Source organism: Streptomyces sp. NBC_01352, assembly GCF_036237295.1.
Classification (GTDB): domain Bacteria; phylum Actinomycetota; class Actinomycetes; order Streptomycetales; family Streptomycetaceae; genus Streptomyces; species Streptomyces plumbiresistens.
Genome location: NZ_CP108354.1, coordinates 10,380,257 through 10,400,495, shown reverse-complemented (window position 1 = coordinate 10,400,495; position 20,239 = coordinate 10,380,257). Strand labels below are relative to the sequence as shown.

At 72.2% G+C, this 20,239-nt stretch carries 22 protein-coding genes; 14 read left to right on the top strand and 8 right to left on the bottom strand.

Going from position 1 to position 20,239, the window contains the following annotated elements; translation table 11 throughout:
* Positions 1–70 precede the first annotated feature (70 nt).
* The 8 genes from OG252_RS47760 to OG252_RS47725 all read left to right on the top strand — a co-directional run bounded on the left by OG252_RS47760 (position 71) and on the right by OG252_RS47725 (position 8,771).
* Positions 71–970 carry an STAS domain-containing protein gene (locus OG252_RS47760; RefSeq protein WP_266445995.1) on the top strand — a complete coding sequence of 300 codons (900 nt, stop codon included), beginning with the start codon at positions 71–73 and terminating at the stop codon, positions 968–970.
* Complete coding sequence (locus tag OG252_RS47755) at positions 967–1,386, top strand: STAS domain-containing protein (RefSeq protein ID WP_329344390.1); 420 nt, start codon at positions 967–969, stop codon at positions 1,384–1,386. Before OG252_RS47760 ends, OG252_RS47755 begins: the two co-directional genes overlap by 4 nt.
* Positions 1,386–1,826, top strand: coding sequence for an anti-sigma regulatory factor (locus OG252_RS47750; RefSeq protein WP_329344388.1), 441 nt, complete (start codon positions 1,386–1,388; stop codon positions 1,824–1,826). Before OG252_RS47755 ends, OG252_RS47750 begins: the two co-directional genes overlap by 1 nt.
* The gene (locus OG252_RS47745; RefSeq protein ID WP_266445987.1) at positions 1,826–2,869 is read left to right on the top strand and encodes an ATP-binding SpoIIE family protein phosphatase; all 1,044 of its coding nucleotides are present in this window, start codon (positions 1,826–1,828) and stop codon (positions 2,867–2,869) included. The genes OG252_RS47750 and OG252_RS47745 overlap by 1 nt, the downstream gene beginning before the upstream one ends.
* Positions 2,866–4,584 (top strand): PP2C family protein-serine/threonine phosphatase, encoded by a 1,719-nt coding sequence (locus OG252_RS47740; protein WP_266445984.1) that lies wholly within the window; start codon positions 2,866–2,868, stop codon positions 4,582–4,584. The genes OG252_RS47745 and OG252_RS47740 overlap by 4 nt, the downstream gene beginning before the upstream one ends.
* Positions 4,585–4,762: 178 nt before the next feature.
* Positions 4,763–6,139: an NAD(P)/FAD-dependent oxidoreductase gene (locus tag OG252_RS47735; protein ID WP_329344385.1), complete on the top strand. Its 1,377-nt coding sequence runs from the start codon at positions 4,763–4,765 to the stop codon at positions 6,137–6,139.
* Between the two features lie 106 nt (positions 6,140–6,245).
* Complete coding sequence (locus OG252_RS47730; RefSeq protein ID WP_329344383.1) at positions 6,246–6,458, top strand: DUF4287 domain-containing protein; 213 nt, start codon at positions 6,246–6,248, stop codon at positions 6,456–6,458.
* A gap of 36 nt (positions 6,459–6,494) precedes the next feature.
* Positions 6,495–8,771, top strand: a complete 2,277-nt coding sequence (locus tag OG252_RS47725) for an FUSC family protein (protein ID WP_329344381.1) — start codon at positions 6,495–6,497, stop codon at positions 8,769–8,771.
* 16 nt (positions 8,772–8,787) lie between these two features.
* Here OG252_RS47725 and OG252_RS47720 read toward each other — a convergent pair whose 3' ends face one another.
* From OG252_RS47720 to OG252_RS47700, 5 genes are all read right to left on the bottom strand, one after another.
* Positions 8,788–9,219, bottom strand: a complete 432-nt coding sequence (locus tag OG252_RS47720; protein WP_266445974.1) for a hypothetical protein — start codon at positions 9,217–9,219, stop codon at positions 8,788–8,790.
* 67 nt (positions 9,220–9,286) lie between these two features.
* Complete coding sequence (locus OG252_RS47715; protein ID WP_329344378.1) at positions 9,287–10,120, bottom strand: DUF1206 domain-containing protein; 834 nt, start codon at positions 10,118–10,120, stop codon at positions 9,287–9,289.
* A 155-nt stretch (positions 10,121–10,275) separates the two neighbouring features.
* Positions 10,276–10,503 carry a DUF5133 domain-containing protein gene (locus OG252_RS47710; RefSeq protein WP_266445970.1) on the bottom strand — a complete coding sequence of 76 codons (228 nt, stop codon included), beginning with the start codon at positions 10,501–10,503 and terminating at the stop codon, positions 10,276–10,278.
* 21 nt (positions 10,504–10,524) lie between these two features.
* Positions 10,525–11,382 (bottom strand): SigB/SigF/SigG family RNA polymerase sigma factor, encoded by an 858-nt coding sequence (locus OG252_RS47705; protein ID WP_329344374.1) that lies wholly within the window; start codon positions 11,380–11,382, stop codon positions 10,525–10,527.
* Positions 11,383–11,560: 178 nt separating this feature from the next.
* Positions 11,561–12,007 (bottom strand): ATP-binding protein, encoded by a 447-nt coding sequence (locus OG252_RS47700; protein WP_266445965.1) that lies wholly within the window; start codon positions 12,005–12,007, stop codon positions 11,561–11,563.
* Positions 12,008–12,266: 259 nt separating this feature from the next.
* Between OG252_RS47700 and OG252_RS47695 the strand changes: the two genes are divergently transcribed.
* The 3 genes from OG252_RS47695 (at position 12,267) to OG252_RS47685 (ending at position 14,779) form a co-directional block, all read left to right on the top strand.
* Positions 12,267–12,488 (top strand): hypothetical protein, encoded by a 222-nt coding sequence (locus OG252_RS47695; protein ID WP_329344372.1) that lies wholly within the window; start codon positions 12,267–12,269, stop codon positions 12,486–12,488.
* A gap of 50 nt (positions 12,489–12,538) precedes the next feature.
* Positions 12,539–14,017 (top strand): aminotransferase class I/II-fold pyridoxal phosphate-dependent enzyme, encoded by a 1,479-nt coding sequence (locus tag OG252_RS47690; protein ID WP_329344370.1) that lies wholly within the window; start codon positions 12,539–12,541, stop codon positions 14,015–14,017.
* A gap of 306 nt (positions 14,018–14,323) precedes the next feature.
* Positions 14,324–14,779, top strand: a complete 456-nt coding sequence (locus tag OG252_RS47685) for a Crp/Fnr family transcriptional regulator (protein WP_329344368.1) — start codon at positions 14,324–14,326, stop codon at positions 14,777–14,779.
* Positions 14,780–14,783: 4 nt separating this feature from the next.
* On the opposite strand, the gene OG252_RS47680 is transcribed toward OG252_RS47685, so the two are convergent.
* Together OG252_RS47680 and OG252_RS47675 are read right to left on the bottom strand one after the other, a co-directional pair.
* A complete protein-coding gene (locus OG252_RS47680; protein WP_443068464.1) occupies positions 14,784–16,073 on the bottom strand; it encodes an MFS transporter in 1,290 nt (429 codons plus the stop codon).
* Positions 16,074–16,184: 111 nt separating this feature from the next.
* Complete coding sequence (locus OG252_RS47675; RefSeq protein ID WP_329344363.1) at positions 16,185–16,799, bottom strand: LysE/ArgO family amino acid transporter; 615 nt, start codon at positions 16,797–16,799, stop codon at positions 16,185–16,187.
* A gap of 69 nt (positions 16,800–16,868) precedes the next feature.
* Here OG252_RS47675 and OG252_RS47670 point away from each other — a divergent pair, with 69 nt between their 5' ends.
* On the top strand, positions 16,869–17,768 hold the full coding sequence (locus OG252_RS47670; RefSeq protein WP_329345396.1) for a LysR family transcriptional regulator ArgP: 900 nt from the start codon (positions 16,869–16,871) through the stop codon (positions 17,766–17,768).
* Between the two features lie 18 nt (positions 17,769–17,786).
* Here the strand turns inward: OG252_RS47670 and OG252_RS47665 are convergent, their stop codons facing one another.
* Positions 17,787–18,503: a TetR/AcrR family transcriptional regulator gene (locus OG252_RS47665; protein WP_329344360.1), complete on the bottom strand. Its 717-nt coding sequence runs from the start codon at positions 18,501–18,503 to the stop codon at positions 17,787–17,789.
* Positions 18,504–18,614: 111 nt separating this feature from the next.
* Between OG252_RS47665 and OG252_RS47660 the strand changes: the two genes are divergently transcribed.
* Both OG252_RS47660 and OG252_RS47655 read left to right on the top strand, forming a co-directional pair.
* Positions 18,615–19,835, top strand: coding sequence for a saccharopine dehydrogenase family protein (locus tag OG252_RS47660; protein WP_266445949.1), 1,221 nt, complete (start codon positions 18,615–18,617; stop codon positions 19,833–19,835).
* Positions 19,836–19,963: 128 nt separating this feature from the next.
* A complete protein-coding gene (locus tag OG252_RS47655; RefSeq protein WP_266445947.1) occupies positions 19,964–20,215 on the top strand; it encodes a WhiB family transcriptional regulator in 252 nt (83 codons plus the stop codon).
* Positions 20,216–20,239 lie beyond the last annotated feature (24 nt).

The window sequence follows — 20,239 nt, the reverse complement described above, 5'->3', positions numbered from 1 at the left end:
TGGGTACGACGCAGCGACGAAACGACGAAACGACGAAACACTGACTAGCAGGGCTAGGAGCAGACAACAGGTGCCGGAGCACGAATCGACAGGGCAGCACGGATCGCCGGCACGGGAGGTCGCGGCCTTCCTGCGCCGCCGCGCCGAGCAGATCTCCCAGCGGTGGGCCGACGAGCCGCTGTTCCGTACGGTGTTCACCGTCTCGCGGGACGAGGCGGTGGAAGCGGGCAGGATCGTCGTCGACGCGCTGGCCCAGGTCGCCGACACGGATCAGGTGCACGATCCCGACGCCGCCGGATTCACCGTGGTGCGCGAGCAGTTGTCGCGGATGGGCGCGGCCCGCTCCCGGGCCGGCTTCACCACCGCGCAGGTCTCGAACGACGTGGACGCGCTGCGCCCGCCCGTCGAGAACCTCCTGGTCGCCGACCTCCCCGACGAACCGACCGAGCTGGTCCGGGACTGCACGACGGCCCTGACCGTGCTCATGGGGACGATGCGGCTGGTCGTGCTGGAGACGGCGCTGAGCGAAGGACAGGCCCTGATCGAGCGGCAGCGGCTGCAGCTGATGGAAGTGGCCACGCCGGTCATCAAGCTCTGGGACGGCATCGTGGCCGTCCCGCTGATCGGGACGCTCGACAGCGCCCGCAGCCAGGTCGTGATGGAGACGCTGCTGGAGGCGGTCGTCGACCAGCACGCCAGGTTCGCGATCCTGGACATCACCGGTGTGCCGACCGTCGACTCCCTGGTCGCCCAGCACCTGATGAAGACGGTCGCGGCCGCCCGGCTGATGGGCGCGGAGTGCGTCGTCTCCGGCATCCGTCCGGCGATCGCGCAGACCATCGTCCATCTGGGCCTGGACCTGGGCACGGTGATCACCCGGGCGAGCCTGGCCGACGCCCTGGCCTACGCCCTGCACGAGTTGGGAGCGGACATCATCAACGCGACGCCCGGTGGTGCGGGGCACCGGTGAACCACGACCTCTCCCGCTCCGTCACGGGGCACGTGCCGGTCCTCAGGCTCGGCGACGTCCTCCTGGTCACCCTCCAGGGGGACCTGCACGACAGCACGGCGCAGCAGCTCCAGCAGGACATCGGTGAGACCGTCGTGGGCACCGGGGTGCGTGGCGTGGTCATCGACATCTCCGGTGTCGAGATAGTCGACTCGTTCCTCGGGCGGGTGCTGGCTGAGATCGCGGCTCAGGCCTCGCTGCTGGCCGCGCGCACCGTGGTGGCCGGCATGCGTCCGGCGGTCGCGATCACGCTGGTGGAGCTGGGGCTGACGCTTCCGGGGCTGCGCACCGCGCTCTCCGCGGAGGCGGCCATGGACCTCCTCGCGGGGTCCGATCCGGTCTCCCGCTCCGGTGGCCCGCGCCAGGAGAGCCGGTGATGGAGACAGCCGCGGGCGTCGACGCCTGCCTGCCGATCCGTTCGGACATGGATCTGGTGTGGGTGCGCCAGCATGTGCGGCAGGCCGCCGGCCTGCTCGGTTTCGGCCTGGTGGAGCAGACCAAGCTGGTCACCGCGGCCAGCGAACTGGCCCGCAACACCCTGGTGCACGGCGGCGGCGGCCGGATGGAGACGGCGGGCCTGACCAACGGGCACACGCGCGGGCTGCGGCTGACGTTCTCCGACGAGGGGCCGGGCATCCCGGACCTGGAGCGGGCGCTGGGCGACGGCTACACCTCCGGCGACGGGCTGGGGATGGGCCTGGGCGGTGCGCGCCGCCTGGTGCACGAGTTCGCCGTCGACAGCACTCCGGGGGTCGGCACCAAGGTCACGGTGGTCTCCTGGGCGGCCCGACCACCGCGCCCCCGCGGGGAGTTCTGATGCCGCGCGTGTGGGAGGTCCCGGTCCACGACTCGACCCGGGTGCGGGACGCGAGGGTGGCCGCGGAGCACGCGGCGGCCCTGGCGGGGCTCGACGAGCCGCGTACGGCGGCCGCCGCGCTGGTGGCGACCGAGCTGGCCACCAACCTGCTCAAGCATGCCGGGGGCGGCCGGATGCTCGTCGACCTCGTGGCCCCGCCCACGCCCTCGGACGGCGCCTGTCTGGTGCAGATCGCCGCGATCGACCACGGTCCCGGCATGGCCGATGTCTCCGCCGCCCTGCGCGACGGTTTCTCGACCACCCGTTCCCTCGGGGCCGGGCTCGGCACGTGCCGCCGTATCGCCGACGGCTTCGGGCTGCACAGTGCGCCGGGCCGGGGCACGGTGGCGCTGGCCCGGGTCGGTGCCCGCGCGAAGGGCCCGGCGCCGGTCGCCGTGGTGCGGGCCGGCGGGGTGAACGTGCCGTTCGCCGGGGCCGAGTACTCGGGCGACGCCTGGGCGTGGGTCCGCTCGGGCGACCGGCTGACCCTGATGCTGGCCGACGGGCTGGGGCACGGTCCGCAGGCGGCCCGCGCGTCGACGGCGGCCGTTCAGGCCCTGCACCGCGCCGCCCACCTCCCGCCCGCCGAGGCCCTGGTGCACCTCGACACGGCGTTGCGCGGCACCCGGGGCGCGGCCGTCGCCGTCGCCCAGGTGGAGACCGGTGCCGGGCTGTTGCGGTTCGCGGGCGTCGGCAACATAGGGGCCCGGTTGCGCGAGGGCGAGAGGTGGCGTTCCCTGCTGTCCCGGCCCGGCATCGTGGGCGTCCACCGGCACGCGACGCTGCGGGAGGACCGTCTGACCTGGGCGGCCGACCGGCTGCTGATCCTGCACAGCGACGGCCTGCCCAGCCGTTGGACACCGCCGTCCGACGCGGACCTGCTGGCCGCCGACCCGGCCGTCGTGGCCGCCGTGACGGTGCGCGACGCGAGCAGTTCCGCGTGGCCGGTGCGGGACGACACGGCCGTGGCGGTACTCGCCCCGACTCCGGCGGAGGCTCCATGACCCGCAGTCTGCAGATCACCACCGTCGTCGACGCGGCCCGGGCCCGGATCGCCACCGCCCGCCTCGCCGCCGCGTACGGCGTGTCCGCCCTCGACCGCACCCGGCTGACCACGGCGCTCAGCTCCCAGCTGCGGCAGTGCCTCACCAAGGGCGGCACCTGGCGGCTCACCCTGGACACCACGGCCGCGCCCGCCGAGGAGGGGCTGCTGCATGTGGTGGTGACCCCGTGGCACGGCACGGGTGCCGCCGCCGCGCAGCCGCCGTGGCGTACGACGGTCCGCTGCGACCGGGCGGCGGACGCACCCGACGGCACGGCGGTGGCGGACGACCCGGCGGTCCTGGCGGAGGCCCTGCTGGGCGCCGACGAGGACACCGCGCTGGTGCTGGAGCGGCTCAGCGAACAGGAGGAGCTGGTCACCTTCCACCGGGAGGAGCTGCACCAGACCAACCAGGGCGTGCTGGCGCTGCACGCCGAGCTGGACGCCGCCGGGCGGGCCCAGCGCGACGCGTTCGCCGCCGAGCGCAAGGCACGTACCGAGGCGGAGAGCGCCCGCCGCAGGCTGACGTTCCTGGCGGACGCCAGCGCCGTCCTGACGGCGTCGCTGAACCACGACGAGATCGTGCGCCTGCTGCCGGAACTGCTGGTGCCCGAGTACGCCCGCAGCGTCGACGTCTGGCTGTTCGACGGCGACGACGACCGGCATCCGCCCGCCCCGCACCCGGCCGCCGCCGTACTCGCCGCCCGCACCGGCCGCCCGCAGTACGCGGCCGACCATCCGGGCGGCCTGCCCGGCGTCGTGGACCAGCCGCCCTCCGCGCTGGATCCGGCCCGGCCCCTGCTGTGCATCCCGCTGCCGACACGGCGCACCCCGCTGGGCGTGCTGACCCTGTCGCCGCCCGGCGACCGCTGGGACCCGGACGACGCCGTGATGCTGATCGAGCTCACCAGACGGGCCAGCATCGCCATCGACAACGCCCGGCGCTTCGAGCACAACCGGGACATCGCCGAGACGCTCCAGCGTGCTCTGCTCACCGACCTGCCCAGCACGCCGGGTCTGAGTCTGGCCGCCCGCTACCTGCCGGCCACACGCGGGCTGAACATCGGCGGCGACTGGTACGACGCGTTCCGGCAGCCCGACGGCAGCCTGATCACCGTCATCGGCGACGTCACCGGACACGGTCTGCACGCGGCCGTGATGATGAGCCAGCTGCGGACCGCGCTGCGGGCCTACGCCGTCGACGGCGGCAGCCCCGGCCGGCTGCTGACGCAGCTGCACACGTTCCTGCACCATCTCCAGCCGGATCTGTACGCCACCGCGGTCATCGCCCGCTTCCGCCCCGGCGACCCGACGCTGACCTGGGCGGCCGCGGGCCATCCGCCGCCGGTGCTGCGTACCCCCGACGGACAGGTGCACACGTTGGACGCCAAACCGGGCGCCATGCTCGGCATCCCGCTGCGGCAGGAGATCCACGACCACACCGCGCCGCTCGCGCCCGGCTCCACGCTGGCGCTGTACACGGACGGCCTGGTGGAGCGGCGCGCGCAGGGCATAGACCCGGGCATCGAACGCCTGGCCCGGGCGCTCGGTTCGTTCGACTCGGCGGAGCTGGACGCGGACCTGGAGGGTTCGGCCGACCGGATCCTCGCCCCCCTGCTCAGCGACTCCGAACGGGACGACGACGTATGCCTGCTGCTGTGTCATCTGGCCGCCTGAGGCGCCGTCCACGGCTTCTGTCCCACGATCTTCACGAGCGCCCCGGTGCGCAACGGCTGCCGGGCGGGCATGGTGGTGCTCGACGCGTTCGTCCGCCGGGGATCGATGAGGTGCCAAGCAGCGATCCACGGGCAGGCGAAAGGCGTCCGAGGCATACCGCCTGGAGCCGCAGAAAGGGATGAACACCGTGACACGACCCAGGATCCTGGTGGTTGGCGCAGGCTTCGCCGGCGTGGAGTGCGTTCGCCGTCTGGAACGCAAACTCTCCCCCGACGAGGCCGACGTCACCCTGGTGACACCGCGCGCCTACCAGCTCTACCTCCCCCTGCTGCCCCAGGTCGCCTCCGGCGTGCTGACGCCCCAGTCGATCGCCGTCTCGCTGCGCCGCAGCAAGAAGTACCGCACCCGGATCATTCCGGGCGGTGCGATCGGCGTGGACCTCAAGGCCAAGGTCTGCGTCATCCGCACCATCACCGACCAGATCGTCGACGAGCCGTACGACTACATCGTGCTGGCCCCCGGAAGCGTCACCCGCACCTTCGACATCCCCGGCCTCACCGACAACGCCTTCGGCATGAAGACGCTCGCCGAGGCCGCGTACGTGCGTGACCACGTCATCTCCCAGCTGGACCTCGCCGACGCGAGTGACGACCCGGTCGAGCGTGCCGCACGGCTGCAGTTCGTGGTGGTCGGCGGCGGCTACGCCGGCACCGAGACCGCGGCCTGCCTGCAGCGCCTCACGCACGCCGCCGTCAAGCGCTACCCCCGCCTGGATCCGGGCCTGATCAAGTGGCATCTGATCGACATCGCCCCGAAGCTGATGCCGGAGCTGGGCGACAAGCTCGGCCGCAGCGCCACGGAGATCCTGCGTCGGCGCGGCATCGAGATCTCGCTGGGGGTCTCGATCGACAAGGCGGGCCCGGAAGAGGTCACCTTCACCGACGGCCGGGTGATCCCGACCCACACCCTGATCTGGACCGCGGGTGTGGTCGCGAGCCCGCTCATGGCCACGCTCGGGGCGGAGACGGTGCGGGGGCGGCTCGCGGTCACGGCCGACATGAACCTGCCGGGCCAGGACGGGGTCTTCGCGCTCGGCGACGCCGCCGCGGTGCCCGACGAGGCCAAGGGTGTGGAGGGCGCGGTGTGCCCGCCGACCGCGCAGCACGCGCTGCGGCAGGGCAAGCACGTCGCCGACAACGTCATCGCGACGCTGCGCAATCAGCCGACGAAGCCGTACGTCCACAAGGACCTCGGCCTGGTCGTCGACCTCGGCGGCACGGACGCCGTCTCCAAGCCGCTCGGCATCGAACTGCGCGGCCTGCCCGCCCAGGCGGTGGCCCGCGGCTACCACTGGTCGGCGCTGCGCACCAATGTCGCCAAGACCCGGGTCATGACGAACTGGGTGCTCAACGCGGTCGCCGGCGACGACTTCGTCCGCACCGGTTTCCAGCACGGCAGGTCCCTCAAGCTGAAGGACACGGCGGGCGTGGACGCCTATCTGACGCCGGAAAAGGTGCGGGCCCATGTCGAGGGCTCCGAGCGGATCGAGCAGTGACACTTCTCCGCACGTGACGTGGGTCACTTTGAACCGCCGATCAGTTGCCGGCCGGTCGGCGGTCCAAGGAGGGACAGGACAGCGTCACAGCGAAAGGACAACCGCCATGGCCGAGACCGTGAAGGGCCCCGCGAGCTACTTCCCCTCGATCGAGAAGAAGTACGGCCGGCCGATCGCCGAGTGGCAGGAACTCATCCGTTCCTCGCCGCTGAGCCGGCACATGGAACTGGTCACCTGGCTGAAGACGGAGCACGGCCTCGGCCACGGTTATGCCAACGCCCTCGTGGCGTACACCCTGGCCGAGACCCGGGACCGGTGAGGCCCGCCCCGCCGTGTCATGCTGATGCCGGAGATCATGACGGGACACGGGAGTGAGTACGGCGGCGTGAAGGCAGCGGGACGGTCGGTGCGGGCACGACTGCGGGACGGCATCGCCGCCTCCGATCCCGGTCTGCTGAGACTGACCGCCGGTCTGCGGACCGTGGGCGCGATCGCCCTCACGCTGGCCGTCCTCAGCTTCCTCGACGTCGACGTCACGCATCTGGTCGCCGGGGCCATGGCGGCGATGGTCGCCACCTTCGCCATCCGCGAGAAGCAGCGCGGGCAGCAGGCCGTCACGCTCGCCCTGGGGCTGCCGGTGGCGCTGGCGTCGGTGACGCTGGGGGCGCTCCTCAGCTCCCGTGTGGTGGCCGGCGACCTCTTCTTCGTCGCGCTCATCTTCTTCGCCGTCTACGGGCGCCGGTTCGGCGACCGCGGCACCGCGCTCGGCCTGATCGGGTTCCAGGTCTACTTCCTGTCCCTGTTCGTCGGCGCCACGGTCTCGGGACTGCCCGAGTTGTACGGCGCCATCGTCATCGCCTTCCTCAGCAGCGCGTTGGTGCGGTTCGTGCTCGTGCCCGAGACGCCCGGGCAGATCCTTGAACGGCTGCGCGAGGCCTTCCGCGCGAGGCTGGCCCAACTGGTGTCGGCACAGCTCGACCTGCTCGACGCCGGGCCGGACGAGGTGGAGAAGGCGCTGGAGGACGTGCGCAGCGGCACCGCCCGCCTGAACGAGACGGCGATGATGATCCAGGGGCGGCTGGAGGACGGCACGTCCGACGAGGCCGCGGCCCGCCTCGTGCAGCGCCGTATCGCGGACGCCGAGATCGCCGCCGAGCGCCTGGGCCTGTTGCTGCTGACCGCGCGCAGCGCCGAGCGGGCGACCACACTGACTTTGCATCTGCCCGGCGCCCCCGTCCCGGCGGGAGGTCATCTGCCCGTGCGGGACGAGGCGAGTGCCACCTTGCGCCGCGATCTGGACGCGCTGCGGATGCTCGTGCTGCGGCCCGTAAACGGGGAGTCCGGCACGGCCCTGTCCCATGTGCGCAACCGGCTGCTCGGGTACCGCGACGAGGAGAACCTGCCGCCCGCCTCACCCGCCGTCCAGGACGTCTTCCGGGGTATCGGCGAGGCCTCGCGGGCGGTTCTGGGCCTGCGGATCGCCCTGGACGGGCCCCAGGACGACTCGGACGACAGCCCGGCGACGGCCCGTTCGCGCGAGGAACTCGACGCCGAGGACGCCGCCATCGACGCCGGCGAGGACGACACCGACGACGAGGAGCAGACCGGGCTGCGGCGACCGACCACCCGGGCCGCCGTGCAGGTCGCCGTGGGCTCGTCGCTCGCGATCGTCGGCGGGGAGTTCCTCTCCAGCCACCGCTGGTACTGGGCGGTGCTGACCTGCTGGATCGTGTTCCTCAACACCGCGTCCACGGGCGAGATCCTGGTCAAGGGCTACCGGCGGCTGCTGGGCACGGTGTTCGGGGTGGTGGCCGGGATCGTGCTGGCCGCGCTGGTCGGGCAGCACACCTGGACCGCGTTCGCGCTGGTGCTGCTGTGCGTGTTCGCGATGTTCTACACGGCTCCCTTGTCGTACACCCTGATGTCCTTCTTCGTCACCGCGGCGCTGGGCGTGCTCTACACCCTCCTGCACACCTACAGCGCCTCGGTGCTGTTGCTGCGGGTGGCGGAGACGGCGCTCGGCGCGGCCTGCGGGATCGTCGCGGCGGCGTTCGTGCTGCCGGTGCGCACGGACCGCCGTACGAACGAACTGCTGGTCACCGTCCTGGACCGGCTCGCGGACGTCACCGAGGGAGCGGTGGACCAGCTCAGCGGCGGTCCGCCGGTCGATCTGCTGGACCAGGCGCGCGACCTGGACCAGGCGCTGGCCGACCTGCGCGCCGCCACCCAGCCGCTCACCCACCCGGTCACGCCGCTGCGGGCCCGCCGGGACACCGCCCGCTATGTCGTCGCGCTGCTCGAGACCTGCGCGTACCACGCGCGTTCGCTGGCGGCGACGGCCGAACTGCTGCCCACCCACCCCTCGATTGCGGCGGACCCGAGACTGCGCCGGGCCGGGCGGCGGATCCAGCACAACATCGGGGCCCTCGCCGCGCACGTCGCCGACGAGCGGGCCGCCGTCGAGATCGAGACCGGCCCGAGCATCGCCTCGCTCCTGGAGCCGGACATCCCGGGCACACCCCGGTACGGCCGGGTCACCGACCGCGTGCTGCGGCATCTGCAACGCCTGGACGAGTCGGTGGCGGGGCTGGCCCGGCCGCTGGGCATGCCGGTGCCGGCACGCCGGCGGTGACAGCGGGGCGCTCGCCTCAGATGTCCGTCGGCAGGTCGCTCACTTCGGCGATGCCGCGCAGTTCGTCGTTCATCCTCTGTCGTTCGCGGATGTAGTCGGCGATCTCGCCGAGGCGCACGGGGTCGGACGCGGTGGCCGCGTCGGTGACGACCCGGACCGGGCCGGTGTCCTCGACGTGGAGTTCGACCACCTCGTTGTCCAGTCGGCCCGTGACCGCGGTGGCGATGACCAGCGCCGCCTCGTCGCGGACCTCCTGGGGCAGCCCCTCGGCATGCGTCTCGTCGAGGGCGAAGTCGAGTGCGGGCAGGCGTTGTTCCTCGATCGCCCGCAGAACCGGTTCGACCACGCTGAGCAGGAGACGGTAGTCCTCCGTCTCCATGCGGACGCGCAGCAGGTCGAGGTAGACGTCCACGGGCCGGCCGTCGGGCGGGAGCTCGGGTTCGTTCATCTGGTCCGTGTTCCCCGTGTGGCGAATCTCAGACGCGATCCCGGCTCCCGGAACCCCGCGCCGCCTCTCAGACCCGGCGCCAACGGGCCATCGCGAAGGAGAACAGCCCGAAGAGCACGAGGCCGGCCGCGACGCAGACCAGCAGCCACGGCCCGAGCGGAGTGTCGGCGAACGAGCGGAGGGTGTCGTCGAGGCCCTTGGCTTTGTCGGGCGCGTAGTCGACGGCCGCGCGCACGGCGAAGGCACCCGCCACGGCGAACACCGCTCCGCGCGCCACGCCGCCGGCCACGCCCGTGACGTCGACCAGTCGCCTGGTGCGCAGCGACATCTGGCCGAGCCTGAGCTTGTCGTGGTACTTGCGCAGCGCCGCCCGCACGGCGATCCACACACCGGCGACGGCGATCCCGGCGCCGGCCACGCCGACCAGCCACTGCCCGGCGGGGACCTCCAGCAGCCGCGCGGTGACGTCCTTGGACTGCTCGTCGCTGGACCCGCTGCCGCCCGAGCCCGCTGCGAAGGACAGCACGGAGTAGGCGACGAAGGTGTAGAAGGCGCACCGCACGGCCGACAGCAGTCGTTTCCTCGCCTTACGGCCGTCCGGCCCGACCGAGCCGAAAAGGACCTCGGACAGCCGCCACAGGGCCATGCAGACGAGGCCGATGCCGAGCGCCCACAGCAGTGCCGCGCCGAACGGCTGGTCGGCGAGTTCGGCGAGGGCGCCGCCGCGGTCGGCCTGACGTTTGCCGTCGCCGAAGGCGATCTGCAGGGCCAGGACTCCGACCAGCAGGTAGATCACTCCCCGCGCGGTCAGTCCGGCTCGCGCGGCCCCTTCACCTGCCGACCCCTTCGCGACCCGGCGGGCCTCCATCCGGGGGGTTCGCGCCGTGGCACTCGTGTTCATGTAGACCTCCTGGAATCCGAATGCCCTGGTCCCGGACGAGCACACCCCGGCGAGCGGGGCAGGGCGTCCCCACGGCGCGGGCGGCTTGGCGTCGCGCCGTGGGGACGCCCGGTACGGCGGTGCTGATGCGTCAGGGGATCGCCATGCGGGCCCCGTCACTCGGCCAGCGGAGCGGACTTGGACTCCGGCACCGCCCTCAGCAGGCGGTGTGCCGTGTCCAGTGCCAGTCGCACGTCACGCGTGCCGGTGGACACACAGAGTGTGTAGGCGAGCTCGAGGGCGCGCGGGCTCGGTGCGTTCGGGCCGCGCGCGGTCTCCTCGGCCCGGAGCGACTCGTACTGCTCGACGAGTCGGCGCAGGAACGCCGGCTGGGGCCTCAGCATCCGACCTCGCTCCCTTCTCGCTCACAGTGCCCGGCCGCCGGGGCCGCACCGGTTCGCCCGCTGCCCCAGCACCTCGTCGCGCACCCGGGCGCAGCTGCGGCTGATCAGCCGGGAGACGTGCATCTGGGAGATGCCGAGCCGGTCGGCGATGCGGCTTTGGGTCATGTCCTCGAAAAAGCGCATGTAGAGGATGGCCCGCTCGCGCTCGGGCAGTCGGCGCAGCCCCTCCTTGGCGGACTCGCGGTCGATGACGACGTCGTAGGAGGCGTCGGACGAGCCGAGTGTGTCGGCGAGGCTGTAGCCGTCGTCGCCGGCGGAGAGCTCGGCGTCCAGCGACAGGGTGCTGAAGCTTTCGAGCGCCTCCATGCCCGCGGCGACCTCCTCCTCGGTCAGACCGGTGTGGGCGGCGATGTCGGTGGCCGACGGCTCGGCGGAACCGGGGCTCTGGGTCAGCTCGCGTCGGGCCACCCGCACCTTGTTGCGCAGTTCCTGCACCCTGCGGGGCACCCTCAGCGCCCACATCCGGTCCCGGAAGTGGCGCTTGACCTCGCCGGTGATGGTCGGCACGGCGTAGCTCTCGAAGGCGCCCCGCTCCGGCTCGAACCGGTCGATCGCCTTCACCAGGCCGAGCGCCGCCACCTGCCGGAGGTCCTCGACGGACTCCCCGCGGTCGCGGAACCGGCCTGCGATCCGGTGAGCCATGGGCAGCCAGGCGGTGACGAGTTCGTCGCGGAGGGCGTCACGCTCGGGGCCGTCGTCCAGGGCGGCCAGTCGGGTGAACAGGGCGGTCGTGTCGGGGGCGTCGTCGTGCCGGCGCCGGGTCGGAGCGGTCTGATGAGCGGATGCGCCGGGACGGCTGGTCGACATATCGATGAGCATGCGGAATCGCTCCTGAACGTCGTTTCAGGTGGTTACCGCGGGAGGGGAAGGCGCTGCCCGGATGACCAGGAAGGGCCCCGGGGCAGCCATACCGCTCCCGCTGACGCGCCTCCGGTCCGAAGCACGATTCTGCGTCTGCCCTGCCCCCCTGGGTGCAAACTCCGGTTCCGAAAAGTCTTCACGCCAGGGGCACCACAGCGGTGATGCACTTCCCGCCCGCGGGCAGGTCGGTGACCCGGACGTCGCGGGACAGCCGGCAGACGATCGGCCAGCCGTGGCCGCCGACGCGCCGTCGGCCGTACCGGTCCACCGGCGGGTCGACCACCGGCAGTTCGTCGCTGCGGTCACTCACCGACACGCGGACGCCGGGTCCCACGATGTCCACGTGGAAGTCGGTGATGCCGCCGCCGTGCAGGATCGCGTTGGTGGTGAGCTCCGAGGCGACGAGCAGGGCGTCGGAGAGGGCATTCGCGTCGCACGGGGTGTGGTCGGCACGGCAGCGTTCGGTCACGGCCTGTACGACCGCCCGGCGGGCGTCGGCCGGTTTGCACGTCCTTGGCTGCCCGCGCCGGTCCGCGACGAACGACGACTGGAAGGCGTATTCGGTCCTGTGCTCCTCGCACATGCCTGTAGCTCCCTGATTGGCTGAAGAAGAGAACGGCGCCCGGTGCCGACCGCGGCGATCGCGGCCGGGCGCGGACACCTCGCAGGCCCCCGCGGACACGACGGCCGGACTGCCCCGGCTGCGAGCGGCTCCTGTGTCACGCTGCGTGAGCTTCCGCAGGTCTCTCCTCTTCGGCTGACCCCTCCCCGGCGTGCCAAACCTCTCGTGCCGGGCGGGAAACCCGTGCCATCCCTGCGCCTGAAGCGGGTACGCGGATGCCATGACCGATGTGGTGGACTCAGACGAACTGCTGCGACGTATCCAACGTGCCCGGGCCTGTGCGGCCGAGGAGGAACGGACCTGGCGTACCCGCAGCGACGACCTTCGCCGGGCGGACCCGGACGGGGCTCGTGACGCGGGCGTACGAACGCTGGCGTTCGAGGCCGTGGTCACGGTGCTGGACGAGATCCTGACGCCGGGCAAGCACAGCGCGCAGGAGTGACGGGCACAGTGGGCGTTTTGGCGGGCGCCCGGTCCGGGAACCCGTCGTCCATGGCTGCCGATCACACCCGCGCACCGGTTCTGGAAGCCCTGGCCGACTATCACCGCCAGGGCCGGATGTCGTTCGCGCCGCCGGGTCACAAGCAGGCCCGGGGCGCCGATCCCGCGGTGCGGGAGGTGCTCGGTGACGCGGTGTTCCTCGGTGACGTACTGGCGTCGGGCGGGCTGGACGACCGGCTCACCCGGGGCCGGGTGCTGGAGCGGGCCCAGGAGTTGATGGCCGACGCCGTGCATGCCGACCACACCTTCTTCACCACGTGCGGGAGCTCGCTGTCCGTCAAGGCGGCCATGCTGGCTGTCGCGGGCCCGCACGAGAAGCTGCTGATCGGGCGCGACGCCCACAAGTCCGTGGTGTCGGGGCTCATCCTTTCCGGCATCGAGCCGGTCTGGATCGAACCCCGGTGGGACGCCGAGCGGCATCTGGCACATCCGCCGTCCGCCGCGGACTTCGAGCAGGCCTTCGAGGCGCATCCGGACGCGAAGGGCGCGCTGATCACCAGTCCGACGCCGTACGGCGCGTGCGCGGACCTGAGCGCGGTCGCCGAGGTCTGTCACCGCCGCTCGGTCCCGCTGATCGTGGACGAGGCGTGGGGCGCGCATCTGCCCTTCCATCCGGTTCTGCCGTCCTGGGCCATGGACGCGGGCGCCGACATCTGCGTGACCAGCATCCACAAGATGGGCAGCGGTCTGGAGCAGGGTTCGGTCTTCCATCTGCAGGGGGACCTGGTCCCGGCGGACCTGTTGCAGATGCGCGCCGATCTGCTGGGCACCACCAGCCCGTCGGTGCTGCTGTACGCAGGGCTCGACGGCTGGCGCCGGCAGATGGCCCTGCACGGCGAGGAACTGCTGGGCGCCACGCTGGATCTCGCCGCCGAGGTGCGGGCCGCCGTCGAGGCGATCGACGGGATGCACGTCAACGACCGCGACGACTACTGCGGTGCGGGGATGGCCGACGACCTGGACCCGCTGCCCGGCATCATCGACGTCGACGCGCTCGGGATCACCGGGTACCAGGCCGCGGACTGGCTGCGGGAGCACCGGAGCATCGACATGCATCTGACGGACCACCGTCGTATCGGCGCGCAGATCACGCACGCCGACGACCGGGAGACGGCCGGCCAACTGCTCGCCGCGCTCAAGGACCTGGCCGAGGCCGCGCCGGACCTGCGCCCGGGGCCCCGGGTGGAGGTGCCCTCGCCGTCCGGACTCCGGATGACCCAGGCATGCCTGCCCCGGGACGCCTTCTTCGGCCCCGCGGAGAAGGTGCCGGTGTCGGAGGCCGCCGGGCGGATCGCGGCGGAGATGATCACGCCGTATCCGCCGGGTATCCCCGCCGTACTGCCGGGTGAGCGGCTGACGGAGCCCGTGCTGCGGTACCTGCTCACCGGTCTGGAGGCGGGCATGAACCTGCCGGACGCCACCGACGCAGGGTTGGAGACGATCAGAGTCGCCACGCAGGTCGCTGAGTAACGATTGAGTGAAACAGGTCACGTGACCCGGATCTGGTTTCGCGCAACCCCCACGTATGGTTTACCGTTCATTCATAGTGGCTACGGAGTCGACCACAGCGTCCTCCCTGCGCCACCCTTGAACGCCCTGGCTGGCCTCCCCCGTCCAGCCAGGGCTTTTTCTTGCCCTCGGCACCCCGTCGCGCTCATGGCTCCCGGACGCCCCGCGATCGATTCTTCCGTCCGCCGAGGTGCCCGGGGCGGCGGCAGCCGCTGAAATGGGCGTAGGGAAAAACCGGAATCCATCGCCGGCGAGGAGCCCCGCGTCATGACCAAAGCGATCAAACTGCTCACCGCCCTTCCGTCGCCCCAGCGCCAGCGCCTGATGTCGCTCGCCCGGGAGGTCTCCTTCCCGGAGGACGCCCGGATCTTCGAGGCGGGCGGCACGGCCGACCGCTTCTGGGTCATCCGCTCCGGCGCCGTCTCCCTCACCCAGCAGGTGACCGCCCACCGGCGGGTGACCGTCGCCGGGCTCGGCGCGGGCGACCTGCTCGGCTGGTCCTGGCTGTTCCCGCCGTACCGGTGGGACTTCGGCGCGGAGGCCTTCAGCCCGGTGCGCGCCTACGAGTTCGACGCGGCGGCGGTGCTCGGGCTGTGCGAGGAGGACGCGCAGCTCGGCATGATCCTGGTGCGGTCCGTCGCCGAGATCCTCGCGCACCGGCTGGAGACGACCCGGGGCAAGCTCATGGAGCAGTACACGACGGGCCGGCGGAGCGTGTTGTAGGACATCAGACCCGGTAGCGACGCAGCGCCGGCACCGCGAGGGCCAGGCTCAGCATCACGACCACCACCAGGATCCCGCCGCCCGCCACCGCCGTACGGGCGCCGAAGGCCGAGCCCGCCGAGCCGTGCAGGACGTCCGCCAGGCGGGGTCCGCCCGCGACCACCACCGTGAAGACGCCCTGCATACGGCCGCGCATCTCGTCGGTGGCTGCGGACAGCAGGATCGCCCCGCGGAAGACCATCGAGACCATGTCGGCGACCCCGGCCAGGGCGAGGAACACCACGGCGAGCCACAGGCTGTCGCTGAGGCCGAAGCCGGTGATGGCAGCGCCCCAGGCGACGACCGCGCCGATGACCATCCAGCCGTGCCGGCGGGCCCGGGAGAACGTGCCGGAGAACAGCCCGCCGAGCACCGCGCCGATGGGGATCGCCGCGAAGAGGAGACCGAGGGCGAATCCCTCGCCGTACGGCGCGTATGTCTGGGAGGCGAGCTGCGGGAACAGGGCGCGGGGCATGCCGAAGACCATCGCGACGATGTCGGCGAGGAAGGACAGCAGCAGCACCTTGTGCAGGGAGATGTAGCGAAAGCCGGCCGCGATCTCCCGCACGCCCGCGCGGCGCGGCCCGGTGCCGGCGAGGGGCGGCAGCGAGGGCAGCCGGTAGACCGCCCACACCGTGACGCACAGGGCGAGGGCATCGATGAGGTACAGCTCGGGCAGGCCGATGACGGGGATGAGGACACCGGCGAGCAGCGGGCCGACCACCTGGCCGGTCTGCATCACCGTCGAGCCCAGCGCGTTCGCGGCGGCCAGTTCCTGCTCGGGGACCAGTCGGGCTATGGAGGCGTTGCGGGCGGGGGCGTTCAGGCCCCAGAAGGCCTGCTGCACGGCGAGCAGGAGCATCAGGACGACCACCGATTCCAGCCCGGTGACGGCCTGGAGCCAGAACAGCACCGAGGTCACGGCTATGCCGCTGTTGGTGATCAGGAGCAGCTTGCGGCGGTCCATGCTATCGGCGATCGCTCCGCCCCACAGCGCGAACACGATCAGGGGCAGCAGCCCCGCGAGACTGGCGGCGCCGACCCAGGCCGAGGAGCCGGTGATGTCGTACACCTGCTTGGGCACGGCGACCGCGGTGAGCTGGCTGCCGACGGCGGTGACGATCGTCGAGGACCACAGCCGGCGGTAGGCCGGCCGGCGCAGCGGGCGGGTGTCCATGGCCCAGCGGCGCCGGGTCCGCTTCCCCTCGTCCGCGGCCGGTGTCTGTGGTTCGCTGCTGCTCTCGCTGGTGTCCACGTGCTTCCTGGTTGCTCGATACATCTTTCGGACCAGGGATCACTATGGCAGCACCGGCCGGGCGTTCGGGATCCGCATGCTCAGCTTCCGCCGTCAGGCGTTTGGGACCTCTCAGGCTCCGGCGACGAGCATCAGGCCCATGGCGATCATGATCGCGGCGACCAGCCCGTCCAGCACCCGCCAGGCGGCCGGCCTGGCCAGGAACCGGCCGAGCAACCGGGACCCGAAGCCGAGTGCGGTGAACCAGCACAGGCTGGCGAGGATCGCGCCGAGCCCGAAGGTCCAGCGCAGCGAGCCGCGGTCGGCGGCGACGGAGCCGAGCAGGAACACGGTGTCGAGGTAGACGTGCGGGTTGAGCCAGGTCATGGCCAGGCAGGTGAGCACCGCCCGCCGGACCGACCCCTCCGCCTCACCGTCGGCGTGCAGGGCGCCGCCCGGCCTGAAGACCCGGCGGGCGGCGAGGGCGCCGTAGCCGAGCAGGAAGGCGCCGCCGATCCAGCCGACCGCGGTCAGCGCGCCCGGCCAGGCCACCACCACGGCGCCGACGCCGCCGACGCCCAGGGCGATGAGCAGGGCGTCGGACAGGGCGCAGATCCCGACGACGGCGAGGACCGCGTGGCGGCGGACCCCCTGGCGCAGGACGAACGCGTTCTGGGCGCCGATGGCGACGATGAGCGAGAGGCCGGTGCCGAAGCCGGCGGCCGCGGCGGTGAGGGAGGCGGTCATGACGTCGACGCTAGGGAAACGATGACCGGGAGTACAGCTAAAGATTCTTACGTATCATTAGCTGTCGTGATGATGACCGAACTCCCGCTGGACCAGGTCCGGACGCTGCTCTCGGTGGTCGACGAGGGCACCTTCGACGCGGCGGCCGCCGCCCTGCATGTGACTCCGTCGGCGGTGAGCCAGCGGGTGAAGGCGCTGGAGCAGCGCACGGGGCGGGTGCTGCTGGTGCGCACCAAGCCGGTGCGGCCGACGGAGTCCGGTGAGGTCGTGGTGCGCTTCGCCCGGCAGCTGGCCCGGCTGGAGCGGGACGCGCGGGCCGAGCTCGGCATGCGCGGGGAGGGCGAGCCGACCCGGGTGTCGGTCGCGGTGAACGCGGACTCCCTGTCCACCTGGTTCCTGGGAGCGCTCACCCGCGTCCCGCAGGAGCCGCCGCTCTGCTTCGAGCTGCGCCGCGAGGACGAGACCCGTACGGCGGCGCTGCTGCGGGAGGGCCTGGTGATGGCCGCGGTGACCTCGTCGCCGGATGCCGTGGCGGGCTGTTCCGTGCGGGCCCTGGGGCGGATGCGGTACCTCGCGGCGGCGAGCCCGGCGTTCGCCGAGAGGCACCTCGGCGGACCGCTGCGGGAGGCCCTCGCCCAGGCGCCCGTGCTGACCTTCGACCGGAGCGACGACCTCCAGGACGCCTTCGTCCGGCGGCTGCGGCGCGGTCGGGGCGGGGCGAGTCCCGTACGGCACTCGGTGCCGACCTCGGAGGGGTTCGTGGACGCCGTCACCGCCGGGCTGGGCTGGGGCCTGGTGCCCGAGATGCAGGCGGACCGGCTGCTGCGCGAGGGCCGCCTGGTCTCCCTGGCGCCGGAACGTCCGGTCGACGTACCGCTGTACTGGCAGCAGTGGAAGCTGGACTCGCCCGCGCTGGCCGCGGTGGCCGATGCGGTCGCGGCGACGGCCGCGGAGGCACTGCGCGGCTAGGGCCGCGGCAGGCGACGTTCATCCTGCCGCGGCGCCGTGCGCCTGGAGCTGAGCCTGCGCGCTGTCCAGCAGCATCTCCAGCGCCGTCGGATAGGCGCTGGTGACCATGCGGGTGGCCAGGAGCGGTGCCGCCTCGGCGATGCGGGGGTGGGTGGTGCGGGGCAGGCGGGCGTACGTGGAGCGCCACATGTCCTCGTCGGCGTGGAGCGAGTCGCTCGGCAGGGCGAGCGAGGCGGCGTCGAGGGCGGCGAAGGCCAGGGTCTGGTCGATGAAGGCGTGGTAGATGCGCACGGTGTCCGGCAAGGGGAATCCGGCGGTGCACAGGACGTCCAGGACGGCCTCGTCGGCGGCCAGTTCGTTCGGGCGGCCGGTGACCCGGCTCGTGGTCAGCAGGGCGGCCTGGGGGTGGGAGACGTACGCGGCGTGGATGCGCAGTCCGACGGCGCGCAGGTCCGCCCGCCACTCCCCCGTCGGCCGCCAGCCCCTCAGCGCCTGGCCGATGAGCGCGTCGCCGATGGCGAGCGTCAGGTCGTCCATGCCGCGGAAGTACCGGTAGAGCGTGGACGGGTCGGCGTCCAGGGCGAGGCCGAGACGGCGGGCGGTGAGGCCCGCACTGCCGTGTTCGCGCAGCATGCGCAGCGCGGTCTCGACGATGAGCCGCTCGGACAGCACGGTGCCGCTCCTGGTGGGCCGGCGCCGCCGCCGCTTCTCCTCGGGGACCACTCGTTTCGGCACGCCTGTCTCCCTCCCGGAGGCTTATGCCAACGCCATTGACCTTATGTGGACAGGCGGCGTTGTATCTGCCCCGGGCCCGCCCGACCGACTGTCGACCGAGGGAGTTCTGTCATGCGTGTACTGCTCGTGGGAGCCGGTGGCGTGGGCACCGCCATCACCCGGATCGCGGCCCGTCGGCCGTTCTTCGACACGATGGTGGTCGCCGACCACGACCCGGCCCGGGCCGAGGCGGCCGTCGCGGCCCTCGGCGAGGACGGCGGCCGGTTCCTGGCCGAGCGCGTGGACGCCCGTGACGAGGCGGCCGTGGCGGCGCTGCTGGAGCGGCACGGCTGCGACGTCCTCCTCAACGCCACCGATCCCCGCTTCGTGATGCCGCTGTTCCGGGCGGCACGCACCGCCGGCGCCACCTACCTGGACATGGCGATGTCACTGTCCCGACCGCACGCCGAACGGCCGTACGAGGAGTGCGGGGTGAAGCTCGGCGACGAGCAGTTCGCGCAGGCTCAGGAGTGGGAGAAGGCGGGCGTGCTGGCTCTGGTCGGCATGGGGGTCGAGCCGGGGTTGTCGGACGTCTTCGCCCGGTACGCGGCCGACGAACTCTTCGACGAGATCGAGGAGATCGGCATCCGCGACGGCGCGAACCTGACGGTCGACGGCTACGACTTCGCACCCTCCTTCAGCATCTGGACCACCATCGAGGAATGCCTCAACCCCCCGGTCGTCTATGAGGCCGACCGGGGCTGGTTCACCACGGAACCCTTCAGCGAGCCCGAGGTGTTCGACTTCCCCGAGGGCATCGGGCCGGTGGAGTGCGTGAACGTGGAGCACGAGGAGGTGCTGCTCGTGCCGCGCTGGATCGGCGCGCACCGCGTCACCTTCAAGTACGGCCTGGGCCGGGAGTTCATCGAGACCCTCAGGACCCTGCACCTGCTGGGCCTTGACCGTACCGACCCGGTGACCGTGCCCAGCTCCGCCGGACCGGTCGCCGTCTCGCCGCGGGACGTCGTCGCAGCGTGTCTGCCGGACCCGGCGACGCTGGGTGAGCGGATGCACGGCAAGACCTGCGCGGGCACCTGGGTGCGGGGCGTCAAGGACGGGGCACCGCGCGAGGTGTACCTGTACCACGTGGTCGACAACCAGTGGTCCATGGCGGAGTACGGCTGCCAGGCGGTGGTGTGGCAGACCGCCGTCAACCCGGTCGTCGCCCTCGAACTCCTCGCCGGCGGCGCCTGGTCCGGCGCGGGCGTCCTCGGCCCGGAGGCGTTCGAGGCCCGCCCCTTCCTGGATCTGCTGACCGACTACGGCTCGCCGTGGGGCGTGCGCGAGCAATAACCCCTCCCCGACCGCGTCCTTTCCGTGTCTCACAGGACTCGGTTGTTTCACCCACGCATCGACAGGTGACCCGGAAACGAGTAAGGCATCCCCGAGGGCACACGACTTTCGATCGCAGGTGACATTCCATGGACAACTGGCGAGACCACGCCGCGTGCCGCCACGAGGACCCCGATCTCTTCTTCCCGATCGGCAACACCGGCCCGGCGCTGGTGCAGCAGGAGCAGGCGAAGGCCGTCTGCCGGCGCTGCCCGGTGCAGGAGCAGTGCCTGCGGTGGGCGCTGGACTCCGGGCAGACCCTCGGCGTCTGGGGCGGTACGAGCGAGAACGAACGCCGTGCGCTGAGGAGGCGTGCGGGCTCCCGGCGGAACTCCGGGTGACACGGGACGGGCGAACCCTGGACG

Excerpts from the sequence above, each read along its gene's own strand:
- OG252_RS47750 (WP_329344388.1), top strand. The coding sequence starts at position 1,386 with ATGGAGACAGCCGCGGGCGTCGACGCCTGCCTGCCGATCCGTTCGGAC.
- OG252_RS47745 (WP_266445987.1), top strand. The coding sequence starts at position 1,826 with ATGCCGCGCGTGTGGGAGGTCCCGGTCCACGACTCGACCCGGGTGCGG.
- OG252_RS47740 (WP_266445984.1), top strand. The coding sequence starts at position 2,866 with ATGACCCGCAGTCTGCAGATCACCACCGTCGTCGACGCGGCCCGGGCC.
- OG252_RS47735 (WP_329344385.1), top strand. The coding sequence starts at position 4,763 with ATGAACACCGTGACACGACCCAGGATCCTGGTGGTTGGCGCAGGCTTC.
- OG252_RS47730 (WP_329344383.1), top strand. The coding sequence starts at position 6,246 with ATGGCCGAGACCGTGAAGGGCCCCGCGAGCTACTTCCCCTCGATCGAG.
- OG252_RS47725 (WP_329344381.1), top strand. The coding sequence starts at position 6,495 with ATGACGGGACACGGGAGTGAGTACGGCGGCGTGAAGGCAGCGGGACGG.
- OG252_RS47720 (WP_266445974.1), bottom strand. The coding sequence starts at position 9,219 with ATGAACGAACCCGAGCTCCCGCCCGACGGCCGGCCCGTGGACGTCTAC.
- OG252_RS47715 (WP_329344378.1), bottom strand. The coding sequence starts at position 10,120 with ATGAACACGAGTGCCACGGCGCGAACCCCCCGGATGGAGGCCCGCCGG.
- OG252_RS47710 (WP_266445970.1), bottom strand. The coding sequence starts at position 10,503 with ATGCTGAGGCCCCAGCCGGCGTTCCTGCGCCGACTCGTCGAGCAGTAC.
- OG252_RS47705 (WP_329344374.1), bottom strand. The coding sequence starts at position 11,382 with ATGCTCATCGATATGTCGACCAGCCGTCCCGGCGCATCCGCTCATCAG.
- OG252_RS47700 (WP_266445965.1), bottom strand. The coding sequence starts at position 12,007 with ATGTGCGAGGAGCACAGGACCGAATACGCCTTCCAGTCGTCGTTCGTC.
- OG252_RS47695 (WP_329344372.1), top strand. The coding sequence starts at position 12,267 with ATGACCGATGTGGTGGACTCAGACGAACTGCTGCGACGTATCCAACGT.
- OG252_RS47690 (WP_329344370.1), top strand. The coding sequence starts at position 12,539 with ATGGCTGCCGATCACACCCGCGCACCGGTTCTGGAAGCCCTGGCCGAC.
- OG252_RS47685 (WP_329344368.1), top strand. The coding sequence starts at position 14,324 with ATGACCAAAGCGATCAAACTGCTCACCGCCCTTCCGTCGCCCCAGCGC.
- OG252_RS47675 (WP_329344363.1), bottom strand. The coding sequence starts at position 16,799 with ATGACCGCCTCCCTCACCGCCGCGGCCGCCGGCTTCGGCACCGGCCTC.
- OG252_RS47670 (WP_329345396.1), top strand. The coding sequence starts at position 16,869 with ATGATGACCGAACTCCCGCTGGACCAGGTCCGGACGCTGCTCTCGGTG.
- OG252_RS47660 (WP_266445949.1), top strand. The coding sequence starts at position 18,615 with ATGCGTGTACTGCTCGTGGGAGCCGGTGGCGTGGGCACCGCCATCACC.
- OG252_RS47655 (WP_266445947.1), top strand. The coding sequence starts at position 19,964 with ATGGACAACTGGCGAGACCACGCCGCGTGCCGCCACGAGGACCCCGAT.